The organism is Chryseobacterium sp. FR054, from assembly GCF_056844565.1.
Genome location: NZ_JBXDSA010000004.1, coordinates 387,577 through 398,537 on the forward strand (window position 1 = coordinate 387,577; position 10,961 = coordinate 398,537).

The 10,961-nt window shown below is 39.6% G+C and carries 8 protein-coding genes, 5 tRNA genes and 1 other RNA gene; 4 read left to right on the forward strand and 10 right to left on the reverse strand.

Features of this window, described 5'->3' with window-relative positions:
• Nucleotides 1-13: 13 nt before the first annotated feature.
• The 8 genes from AC106S_RS18040 to rpsU all read right to left on the reverse strand — a co-directional run bounded on the left by AC106S_RS18040 (nucleotide 14) and on the right by rpsU (nucleotide 2,182).
• A tRNA-Tyr gene (locus tag AC106S_RS18040) sits at nucleotides 14-94 on the reverse strand.
• Nucleotides 95-111: 17 nt separating this feature from the next.
• Nucleotides 112-188 (reverse strand) — tRNA-Thr (locus tag AC106S_RS18045).
• A gap of 94 nt (nucleotides 189-282) precedes the next feature.
• Nucleotides 283-355: transfer RNA gene (locus AC106S_RS18050), tRNA-Gly, on the reverse strand.
• 87 nt (nucleotides 356-442) lie between these two features.
• Nucleotides 443-523, reverse strand: a tRNA-Tyr gene (locus tag AC106S_RS18055).
• A 17-nt stretch (nucleotides 524-540) separates the two neighbouring features.
• Nucleotides 541-617 (reverse strand) — tRNA-Thr (locus AC106S_RS18060).
• Between the two features lie 109 nt (nucleotides 618-726).
• The gene (locus AC106S_RS18065) at nucleotides 727-1,017 is read right to left on the reverse strand and encodes an HPF/RaiA family ribosome-associated protein (RefSeq protein WP_062697352.1); all 291 of its coding nucleotides are present in this window, start codon (nucleotides 1,015-1,017) and stop codon (nucleotides 727-729) included.
• Nucleotides 1,014-1,901, reverse strand: coding sequence for a tyrosine-type recombinase/integrase (locus tag AC106S_RS18070; protein WP_482441075.1), 888 nt, complete (start codon nucleotides 1,899-1,901; stop codon nucleotides 1,014-1,016). Before AC106S_RS18070 ends, AC106S_RS18065 begins: the two co-directional genes overlap by 4 nt.
• An 83-nt stretch (nucleotides 1,902-1,984) precedes the next feature.
• Nucleotides 1,985-2,182 carry a 30S ribosomal protein S21 gene (gene rpsU, locus AC106S_RS18075; RefSeq protein ID WP_062697349.1) on the reverse strand — a complete coding sequence of 66 codons (198 nt, stop codon included), beginning with the start codon at nucleotides 2,180-2,182 and terminating at the stop codon, nucleotides 1,985-1,987.
• A 384-nt stretch (nucleotides 2,183-2,566) separates the two neighbouring features.
• On the opposite strand from rpsU, the gene AC106S_RS18080 reads away from it, so the two are divergent.
• Nucleotides 2,567-5,713 (forward strand): T9SS type B sorting domain-containing protein, encoded by a 3,147-nt coding sequence (locus AC106S_RS18080; RefSeq protein WP_482441076.1) that lies wholly within the window; start codon nucleotides 2,567-2,569, stop codon nucleotides 5,711-5,713.
• 145 nt (nucleotides 5,714-5,858) lie between these two features.
• Nucleotides 5,859-6,260, forward strand: a transfer-messenger RNA (tmRNA) gene (gene ssrA / locus AC106S_RS18085).
• A gap of 517 nt (nucleotides 6,261-6,777) precedes the next feature.
• On the opposite strand, the gene AC106S_RS18090 is transcribed toward ssrA, so the two are convergent.
• Both AC106S_RS18090 and AC106S_RS18095 read right to left on the reverse strand, forming a co-directional pair.
• Entirely contained in the window at nucleotides 6,778-7,572 is a 795-nt protein-coding gene (locus AC106S_RS18090) for a helix-turn-helix domain-containing protein (RefSeq protein ID WP_482441077.1), read from the reverse strand.
• 83 nt (nucleotides 7,573-7,655) lie between these two features.
• Nucleotides 7,656-9,071: an aldehyde dehydrogenase family protein gene (locus AC106S_RS18095; RefSeq protein WP_482441078.1), complete on the reverse strand. Its 1,416-nt coding sequence runs from the start codon at nucleotides 9,069-9,071 to the stop codon at nucleotides 7,656-7,658.
• Nucleotides 9,072-9,440: 369 nt separating this feature from the next.
• Between AC106S_RS18095 and AC106S_RS18100 the strand changes: the two genes are divergently transcribed.
• Nucleotides 9,441-9,680 (forward strand): acyl carrier protein, encoded by a 240-nt coding sequence (locus AC106S_RS18100; protein WP_002976354.1) that lies wholly within the window; start codon nucleotides 9,441-9,443, stop codon nucleotides 9,678-9,680.
• A 34-nt stretch (nucleotides 9,681-9,714) separates the two neighbouring features.
• Nucleotides 9,715-10,959 (forward strand): beta-ketoacyl-ACP synthase II, encoded by a 1,245-nt coding sequence (gene fabF / locus AC106S_RS18105; RefSeq protein WP_482441079.1) that lies wholly within the window; start codon nucleotides 9,715-9,717, stop codon nucleotides 10,957-10,959.
• Nucleotides 10,960-10,961 lie beyond the last annotated feature (2 nt).

Below are 10,961 nucleotides of genomic sequence, written 5' to 3' on the forward strand. Positions count from 1 at the left end.
CTAATATAAAATGTGGGGAGAGCAGGATTCGAACCTACGAAGCCGAAGCAACTGAGTTACAGTCAGTCCCATTTAGCCACTCTGGAATCTCCCCTCATGTTTATATTAAAATGGAGCCTCCAGAGGGATTCGAACCCACGACCCCGAGATTACAAATCACGTGCTCTGGCCAACTGAGCTATGGAGGCATTTTAATATTCAGGTCTGAACGCTGTGGAGAAACTCTACTCTACGCATTTCAGTAGTGAAAAAAAAATCACCCTTTTTGAGTGATATTTTCTGAGCGGAAGACGGGGGTCGAACCCGCGACATTCAGCTTGGAAGGCTGACGCTCTACCAACTGAGCTACTTCCGCAATTTTGTTTCCAAAATTATTGGTAAACGCTGTGCAAAACTAAGTAATTTTATTTAATTCTGCAAGTTTTTTTTCTAATATAAAATGTGGGGAGAGCAGGATTCGAACCTACGAAGCCGAAGCAACTGAGTTACAGTCAGTCCCATTTAGCCACTCTGGAATCTCCCCTCATGTTTATATTAAAATGGAGCCTCCAGAGGGATTCGAACCCACGACCCCGAGATTACAAATCACGTGCTCTGGCCAACTGAGCTATGGAGGCAAATATAAAAAAGAATTCAAAAGATCGCTGTTCCCTTTTTGCGAGTGCAAATATAGAACGGATTTTTTGAATTCTCAAATTTTTCTATAACTTTTTTTAAACTTTTTTACTACGCCATTTCTTTTTTCTTGATTAGTAGCTTTTTAGCAGTATCAACGCAAAGGTCCAGACTTTCTTCAAAACTGGCAGATGTCTTTTTTACTACAATATCGTCTCCGGGAACCGCCAAAATAATCTCTGCTGTTTTATTGGCTTTATCTGAGTTATTTTCGACTTTCAAAAAAACCTTACACTCATGAATTTTATCATAGAAGGTATCTAATTTACTTACTTTTTTGTCAATGTGTGATTCCAGTGGTTCGTGTGGAGTTAAACCAATTGATTGTACTGTGATCTTCATAATTCTTCTTTTTTAGACGCTCGAGGATGAGCCTGATTAAACACTTTTTTCAATTGTTCAATATTAGCATTCGTATAGACTTGAGTACTGGCAAGACTTGAATGCCCTAATATCTTTTTTACTTTGGAGATCTCCGCCCCATTATCCAGAACGTGTGTAGCAAAGCTGTGACGAAGGATATGAGGACTTCTTTTTTCTTTTGTTGTTACAAGACTAAGGTACTTATTAACTACCACATAAACAAATTTTTCATTGAGTTTTTTGCCCTTTTTGTTGACAAAAAAACAGGATTGATGTTCGTCCGCAGGTTTCCTTATTTCCAGATAACTTTTAAGCAGATCCGAAAGGTCTTCAGAAACAGGGATAAATCTTTCTTTATTTCCTTTTCCTATTACCTTCAGTTCGTTTCCGCTTATATTAACATCCTCAAACATCAGGCCACAAAGTTCTGCTTTTCTGATTCCGGTCTGATATAATACTTCCATAATACATCTTTCGAGAATATCGTGCACTTCTGTAAACACCCGTTCTTTGAGATCCTTCATTTCGTCCTGCGACACAGGGATCTGTTTTTCAGCATAAAACTTCAGGGAAGAGATGCCTTCAACGGGAGAAATTTTAATCTCTCCTATTTTTAAAAGAAAAAGATAAAAACTTCTCAGAGAGGATAATTTCCTGTTGATACTTCTTTTTGAAATATTATTTTCGCTCAGTTCTACAATAAAATTCCGGATCACTTTTTTATCTGCCCGGCAAATATCTTCGGAAGATTCTGTTCTGAGAAAGAAACGGGAAAAATCTTCAAGGTCTTTCCGGTAGCTTGTAATGGTATGAGGAGAGTACCTCTTTTCGAACTGTAAATATTCTAAAAATTTATTTAACATTTACTGTGGGTATAAAAACAAAAATTCACCTCTCAAATATACGTATTTAAGAAGTGAATTCTGTATGCGAGTTAAGAAAATTCTTAAGCCTGCTCTTCTTTGCTAAGATTTCTCTGCTTGTGAGCAGCTTTAAGTCTAGCTTGTCTTAAAGTTACAGAAGGCTTAATAAACTGTTGTCTAGCTCTTAATTGACGAACTGTACCTGTTTTATCAAATTTTCTTTTATATTTTTTTAAAGCTCTGTCGATGGATTCACCATCTTTTACTGGAATTATTAACATATTTTACATCTCATTTTGGATTGCAAAAGTAACACATTTTCATTTAATAACAAAATTATATTCATTAAAAAAAGGCATGCCTTTTTAATCTCAATAAAAGACATTATAAAAATAATAACCTAAAATAAAAATAAATGAAAAACAATCAATATTTATGCGAAATAAAAAAAATTAATTAAAACAAATCAACAAAATGTTAAGATAATCATATTTTAACTAAATTTGAAACCATTAAAATTTTAAAAACAAATACGCCATGAAAAATAATTACACCTGTTCAAAGCCCGTGCTGTTTTCGCTCCTCCAGTTTAAAATCTCCTGTTAATTTATAACCAGCAGTAATTCCGTATCAGTAAAAACATTTAAATAAAAACATTTCCAGATATGTTAAAAAAATTACTTTTTATTCTGTCAGCATTCTTTTACCTGTCTCTTACTGCACAGGAAGACTGCATTTCTGCTGTTACAGTATGTGGAAATTCAAATATCAACTATACCCCTTCAGGAATAGGAAACATTAATGAAAATTTAGGAGGATGTCTTTCATATGAAAATCATTCAGTCTGGTATAAATTTACCATTGCAACCAGCGGCACCCTTACCTTTGACATTACGCCAACAGGACCTGTCGATTACGACTGGGCAGTTTATGGTCCGAATGTAACCTGCTCCAACAGAGGAACCCCTATCCGCTGTAATGCCTCCGGGGAAAACGGAGCCACAGGACTGAATATGAGCAGCACACAGACTTCCGTACCCGGAGGCTTCGGCCAGCCAAGGTATTGCAAATATATGGATGTACTCGCCGGGCAGACCTATTATTTATATATAGATAATTGGTCGACCACTGTTTATACATTTAATTTAACCTGGGGAGGAACAGCTACATTTGTTTCACCTTTTAATAATTCTTCCTTAGCTCCCAATCCGTTTATACCACCGGGAACACCGGGTCCAAACGCCAATTCTCCACGGGAAATCCCCATCTGCAGTGCTACGGCTCTCTTTAATTTCAATTCTTTATCCCCTGGAATACTGAACGGAAATCCCAATTTCACCGTTACCTATTTTAACAATGCCAATAACGCCGCAACCGGAACAAATCCTATTACGGCTCCAGTTACCGTAAATACTACAAATACTTATTATTATAATATTAATTATCAGGACCCGAACAGTACGGGCGGAACAATCAACGCGTGTAAGCAAACCAATGCCATTGTTTTTAAAAACAGGAGTATTACTGCTGCAATAACGTCTTCTGCCTCTATTTTATGTCCGGGAGGAAACATCACTTTAACGTCAAACTACCCTACGGGAAATACATGGTCCACAGGAGCCACTACTCCATCTATTACTGTAACCACTCCGGGAACTTATACTTTAACAACCACGAACGGAAGCTGCACAAGTGCTCCGGTGTCTGCCACCATTACTCAGGATACCGATCCTGCGGTAAATATCACAGGAAATACTGTCCTCTGCGAATCAACCAGTACCCAGCTTACAGCTTCTTCCACGGGAACAGGAAACACTTATACATGGTCTACGGGAGCAACGGGAAATACGATTTCGGTTTCGGCACCGGGAACTTATACCGTTACAGTGAAGACTCCCGCCAACTGCCAGTATACAAAATCTGTAACGGTAACCCAGGGTGTTGTTCCTGTTGTTCAGAATTCAAGTTTAAGTGCGTGTTCAAATACGGCGACGGCTGTTTTTAATCTTACCTCATCACAACCTAACATCAGCCCGACTGCCAATGTAAGCTATGATTATTATATCAGCCAGGCAGATGCCATTGCAGGAAACGCAAATACGATCGCGGATCCCACAGCTTATAATTCGGGAAATGCTACGATTTATATCCGTGTAAAGTCATCAAGCTGTTTTAAAATAGCTGAACTTCAGCTTTCCGTTACACAGTTTCCTTCACCAACGATCAGCGCATCTTCCACCGCAATCTGTTATGGAGGAAGTGTTATTTTAACGTCAAGCAATGCAACAGGAAACATGTGGTCCACAGGAGAGACCAGCCAATCCATCACCATTACCACTCCCGGAACCTATACTTTAACAGGTTCAAACGGACTATGCTCAAGTACACCGGCCTCTGTTACCATTTCAGCAGACAACAATCCCAATGTACAGGTTGCAGGAAATCTTACTTTCTGCCAGGGATCATCAACTATACTGACTGCCTCTTCTCAGGGGACAGGAAATACTTATGCATGGTCAAATGGTGTAAGCGGGGCTACCAATACGATCACCACTCCCGGAACTTACACTGTTACAGTCACAACACCTTCCGGTTGCCAATATCAAAAATCGGTGTCTGTCACAATGGATAATGCCATCACTGTAAATATTACTCCTCCCGCACAGATCACCTGTATTACTTCACAGATTACCCTTAACGCAACAGCTTCCGTGTATCAGCCCGGAGCAACTTTCCTCTGGACAGCAACCAATGGAGGGTCTATTGTTTCAGGAGCGAATACTTTAACACCAACCGTTAATAACGGAGGAACTTACACTCTTACCATTACCAGCGCAACCCCTTCCGGATGCACCGGCCAGGCCTCGGTAACCGTCATCAAAAACACCACTCCTCCAACAGTAGCTGTTTCAGCACCTAAACTTAGCATCTGCATCGGAGAATCTGTAACTCTTACTGCAACAGGAGCCACCACCTATTCATGGACCAGCCTTACAGGTAATGGAAACACTCAGGTAGTTGCCCCCACCACAACGACAACTTATACTGTAACCGGAACCGGAGCTAACGGATGCGCTGCCCAGACACCGGCTACTATAACCATTAAAGTGGTTCCTGAAATTGTTTCTGCCTTACGGGATATTGAAATATGCAAAGGAGACAAAGCTATTCTGGATGCCGGGGCAGGGCCTAACTACACTTATTTATGGAATACGGGAGCAACGACTCAGACGGTTAACGCTGAACTTGAAGGAACTTATTCGGTTACCATAAGCAACGGAGCCTGCTCAAAAGTGTTTACCGCCACAGTAAAATACATTGTCACCCCTGAAATCCTTGAGATCATCTATAAGGACAACACATTAACAATCAATATAAAAAACAGCGGAAATCTTCCGGCAGAATACTCCATAGACGGCGGAGTAGCATGGCAGTCGTCCAATATATTTACCAACGTACTCAAAAACACCCAATATCCTATTAAAGTAAGAAACAGAGGGGCTCTATGTGAGACGAATACCACCTATTATACGTTTTTCATGTCTAATGTTATCACTCCCAATTATGACGGGATCAATGATGTTATTGATTTCAGCATTATCAGCAGGTTTGGAAATTTTGAGGGAGGTATATTTGACCGATACGGAAAGACCATCTTCAAGATCACGCCTAAAAATCCGATATGGGACGCTAAATACCTTAATGCTCCACTTCCTACGGGAAGTTACTGGTACCGGCTGTTCTGGGAAGACAAAATCAATAAAAAGCCTGTCGAAACGTCAGGATGGATATTATTAAAAAACAGAGATTAACATTTATAAAAACCTCCGGCAACCCATTTTTGCCGGCAGTTTTATTCTGAAGCCTGCTCAACAGATTACACTTATAAAAAAAAGCAATGGCTGATATTAACGGTATTTGAACAAAATATTCTATATTTGCATTCACTTTATTCATGGGGTTGACTGGTTTCGACAGCAAGACCAATGGGTAAGTAAGCATGCAGAGAACCGTAGCGCGATCTCTATAATCCCTTGCTACAAAATTTTAACTGGCAACGAAGAGTTCGCTCTTGCAGCTTAATATCGAAGTATAGTAGATCAGGCGTTTTCCCGAAGATTTCAGTAGGGAAGCAAGATATTCCACAAATGCTCTGTTCTGCGGCGTTTGATCCTGGGATATAGGAATGCGGAAATAAGGCTTTAGATGCTTTGGCTAAAGCTCGAAAATCTCAGAAGATAAGCTGAATGTTGGGTGTCTGCTCTCTGCATTCAGTCGAAAACCAATAGTAGAATAAGCATGTAGAAAGCTTATGTATTGCTTGTTTGGACGAGGGTTCGAATCCCTCCAACTCCACTTTTTAAACTAAAAGAGAATTTGTAAAAACTACATTTTCTCTTTTTTTGTTTTTCATATAAACCATTTCCATAACAATTCTCCCATTCTTCCTCACAGAAAAGTCAATATACATAGGCTATACAAAAAAATCCCCGAATTGCTTCGAGGATAAAAACTAATAACCATGAAAACTCAAATAAATGAGAATCACTGCAAAGGTACTCATAAATAATGAATAACAACGAATAATGAGTCTGTAAATTGCAGATTTTCAAAATTCCGATGGGTTTTAATTTACATATCCGGTCCTTACTAAAAACTATAAACCACGGAATACAGGATCATCAGCAGCCATTCTCCTGAACAAATACGGAAAGAAATAAGGTGCTTACTAATACTAACCGGAAATTACAGGAAAAATATCTCTGTATATGAAAGAGGCTGCACCAGGCAGTAATAAAAGACCGGCGCAATAAAACGGGGTCGGCTCAAATAATGAACCGCCCCTGTTCATTATTTCATAAGATTGGAATGGATATCACAACAACAATTTGCTTGGTGGCAACCCAAACTGCTTTTTAAATGCAAATGAAAAGTGAGAGAGGTCTTCAAATCCGAGATCAAGGTAAATATCTGAAACCTTTTTCCCTTTCTCCAGAAGGTAATGTGCCTCCTGAAGCCTTCTCTGAAGAAGCCATTTTCCAGGGGCCGTTCCGAAAATCTTTTCAAAATCCCTTTTAAAGGCCGCCAGGCTTCTTCCCGTAAGATAGGCAAAACGGTCGAGTTTTACATTAAAATGGTAATTCTTCAGCATAAACTCTTCAAGATTGATTTTATAGGGTTCCGAAATATCATAGAGAATATTCTTTAATGACTGATCATATCCAAATAACAGCAGCAAAGCTTCTTTCTGTTTTAACAAAGCCAGTTCCGGAGATTTATTTTCCAAAAGATCCTGATACTTCAACAGGGATTCCATAAAATATTTCAGGTGTGTAACCTGTGACAGATCCATAAAAACCGGAGTTTTAACTTTTTCAGGAACCACAAAACGTTCCTCTGCGCTCATCTGCTTCAGCATTCCGTCATCAAACCTGATGGACAGGGATTTAAATTCTGCTACCTCACCCGGTTTTTTTAAAAACTTTAACAGCTGATTTTTCCTGACAAGATACACATCTCCGCTCCTGAATATTCTCCTCTGCTCTCCGTCATTAAGCTCCATCTCTCCTGAAATCACCATAGATAAAGCATTGTAGGAAACAAACTGCTCTCCTTCGCGGAAAACGGTAAAATAACAGGAATAATTAATGTAATTTAAATCTTCAGACATTTTTTATACTGTTCATATTTAATAATCAAGCCCAAAAGCTTCCAGACCTGAACTGTTAAATATAGTGCTTTTAATTATTTTTTTTATACTAGAATTGATTTCGGCTCCAGATATTCTTCCAAACCGTAAGCTCCGAATTCTCTTCCGATTCCCGACTGTTTAAATCCGCCGAAAGGAGCCAGAGGATCATGTTTAAAACCATTGATACAAACCCTTCCGGCTTCAATTTGTGACGCGATATTCAATGCGCGCCCTTCATCTGCGGAAGAAATATAAGCAGCCAGTCCGTAAGCTGTATCATTGGCAATACTAATAGCTTCCGCTTCATTCTCATACGGAATAATCGACAGTACAGGACCAAAGATCTCCTCCCTGGCAATGCTCATATCATTACGGACATTCGTGAAAATGGTTGCCTTTACAAAATTTCCGTTTTCAAGACCGTCAGGTTTTCCCATTCCTCCCGCTAATATCTCTGCCCCTTCTTCTATTCCAAGTTTAATATAAGACTGTACCCGTTCGTATTGCTTTTCAGAAACCATAGGTCCTACATTGGTATTCTCATTGGCAGGATCTCCTACAACAACCTGCATCGCGGCTTGTTTTGCAATTGTATTTACCTGTTCAATTTTTGAACGGGGAACGAGTAAACGGGTAGGGGCAATACAGGCCTGACCACTGTTCATATAAGCTCCAAAAACAGCCTCGGGAATAACCTTCTCCAGATCCGAATCATCCAGAATAATATTGGGTGACTTTCCTCCAAGCTCAAGGGTAACTCTCTTCATCGTGTCTGCCGCTCCTTTTACAATCATCTTTCCTGTCCGGGTAGAGCCTGTAAAGGATATTTTTGCCACATCATGACTGTTAACGATCTCACTCCCTACCACGCTGCCCAATCCGTTCACCACATTGAAAATCCCTTTTGGCAGGCCTGCACTGTGAAAACATTCCATAATAATCTGCGTCTGCAATGCACTCATCTCACTGGGCTTGACCACAACTGTACAGCCTGCTGCAACGGCAGTCGCAAACTTATTACAGATAAAGCTGTTGCTTGAGTTCCAGGGAGTAATGATCCCGACAACTCCAACCGGAGTCATCAGTACCTGCGTATTCCCTGCTTTTCTGGTAAATTCAAAATGACGCAATGTCTCTATCATGTGATCGAAGGACCCCGCCATATTCTGAAAACTCATGGTGCAGAACTGTCTTGTTCCTCCATATTCCAGGATCATGGTTTCAATAAGATCTTCTTCCCGGCTTTCCACAGATTTCTTTAAACTTTCCAGAATAAGAACACGTTCTTGCACAGTTGTGCCTGAAAATGTTTTAAAAGCTTCTTTTGCAGCGGCGATCGCTTTTTGAGTATCCTTTTCATCTCCCAGTACCACTTCTCCAATTTTCTGATGATCTGAAGGATTCACAAGATCAAAGATTTCCGTACCGTTCAGTCCGGTAAATTCGCCGTTAATGTAGGCTTTGTCTATACGTTTCATATTTTTATTTATTTTCATTGTACAGGACAAAGTTCTGATAATTATGAGGCTGTCATTTTGTTCCACAGCTCAATTCAGCTTTGTTAAAAAGCTCAGTTTTATCATTCATGTCTGTTTCGGAACAGTGAAGTAAGAAGAAAAAACGGTTATTTTCAGCAGATACTGATCAGGAAAAACAGATCAGATTCAGAAAAAATCAAATTCACATACCATATACTATATATAAAATATAAACTCCTGAAAACGAAAAGACTAAACTTTTATTATCCAAAATCAGGAATCGTTGTCCACAAAAAAGACTAAAAAAATGTTTTATCGTAAAGAATTTTATATATTTGCACCATCTAACAATTAAAAAAATAATTTACTATGTCAGACATTGCATCAAGAGTAAAAGCTATCATCGCTGATAAGCTTGACGTTGAAGAAACAGAAGTAACTCCTGAAGCTAGCTTCACTAACGATTTAGGGGCTGATTCATTAGATACAGTTGAACTTATCATGGAGTTTGAAAAAGAATTCAACATTCAAATCCCTGATGATCAGGCTGAAAAAATTACTACTGTAGGACACGCTATCGCTTATATCGAGGAAGTAGTAAATAAATAATATTCTTCAACAAAAAAGAAAATTTAAAAAGTTTATGGAATTAAAAAGAGTAGTTGTAACCGGTTTTGGCGCAATAACACCGATTGGAAATAATGCAAAAGAATACTGGGAAAATCTTGTGAAAGGTGAGAGCGGTGCCGCTCCGATTACTCTTTTTGATGCCACAAACTTTAAGACCAAATTCGCCTGCGAAGTAAAAGGGTTCGATCCGTTACAGCATTTCGATAAGAAAGAAGCTAAAAAAATGGACCGTAATACCCAACTGGGTATGGTAGCTGCCAAAGAAGCAGTGGCACATTCCCGAATTATTGAAGACAATGTGGATAAAAACAGAGTCGGTGTAATCTGGGGTTCAGGAATCGGAGGTTTAGAAACCTTTGAGACTGAAGTTTTAGGTTGGGCCAACACTGAAATTCCGAGATTCAACCCGTTCTTTATTCCTAAGATGATCGCGGATATTACGCCGGGTCATATCTCTATTGAATACGGATTTCACGGGCCGAATTATACAACGGTATCTGCATGTGCCTCTTCAGCAAACGCTTTAATTGATTCCAAAATGCTTATCCAGCTTGGAAAAGCAGATGTAATTGTGTGCGGAGGCTCTGAAGCAGCCGTTACAGCAAGTGGTGTCGGTGGATTCAATGCAATGATGGCACTTTCTACAAGAAATGATGATCCTAAAACAGCTTCAAGACCTTTTGACAAAGACAGAGACGGATTTGTACTGGGTGAAGGTGCGGGATGTATCATCCTTGAAGAATATGAGCACGCGGTAAAACGTGGTGCCACAATTTATGCAGAATTACAGGGAGGCGGTATGAGTGCAGATGCACATCACATGACGGCTCCGCATCCTGAAGGTCTGGGTGCTTACCTGGTTATGAAAAACTGTCTGGAAGATGCAGGCTTAACTGCTGATGAAGTAGACCATATCAATATGCATGGTACCTCTACTCCATTAGGAGATATTGCAGAATCCAACGCGATTTCAAGACTATTGGGTGAACACGCTTACGACATTCAGATCAATTCTACAAAATCAATGACCGGTCACCTTCTGGGTGCCGCCGGAGTAATTGAAGCTATCGCTGCACTGGGAACTATTATTCATGGTATTGTTCCCCCTACCATCAACCATTTTACTGATGATGAAAATATTGACAGCAGACTAAACTTTACGTTCAACGAAGCTGTGAAAAAAGATGTAAAAGTAGCCATGAGCAATACTTTTGGATTTGGCGGGCATAACGCTTGCGTTCTATTTAAGAAAATCTAAAT

Excerpts from the sequence above, each read along its gene's own strand:
- AC106S_RS18065 (WP_062697352.1), bottom strand. The coding sequence starts at position 1,017 with ATGAAGATCACAGTACAATCAATTGGTTTAACTCCACACGAACCACTG.
- AC106S_RS18090 (WP_482441077.1), bottom strand. The coding sequence starts at position 7,572 with ATGTCTGAAGATTTAAATTACATTAATTATTCCTGTTATTTTACCGTT.
- fabF (WP_482441079.1), top strand. The coding sequence starts at position 9,715 with ATGGAATTAAAAAGAGTAGTTGTAACCGGTTTTGGCGCAATAACACCG.
- rpsU (WP_062697349.1), bottom strand. The coding sequence starts at position 2,182 with ATGTTAATAATTCCAGTAAAAGATGGTGAATCCATCGACAGAGCTTTA.
- AC106S_RS18100 (WP_002976354.1), top strand. The coding sequence starts at position 9,441 with ATGTCAGACATTGCATCAAGAGTAAAAGCTATCATCGCTGATAAGCTT.
- AC106S_RS18070 (WP_482441075.1), bottom strand. The coding sequence starts at position 1,901 with ATGTTAAATAAATTTTTAGAATATTTACAGTTCGAAAAGAGGTACTCT.
- AC106S_RS18095 (WP_482441078.1), bottom strand. The coding sequence starts at position 9,071 with ATGAAACGTATAGACAAAGCCTACATTAACGGCGAATTTACCGGACTG.
- AC106S_RS18080 (WP_482441076.1), top strand. The coding sequence starts at position 2,567 with ATGTTAAAAAAATTACTTTTTATTCTGTCAGCATTCTTTTACCTGTCT.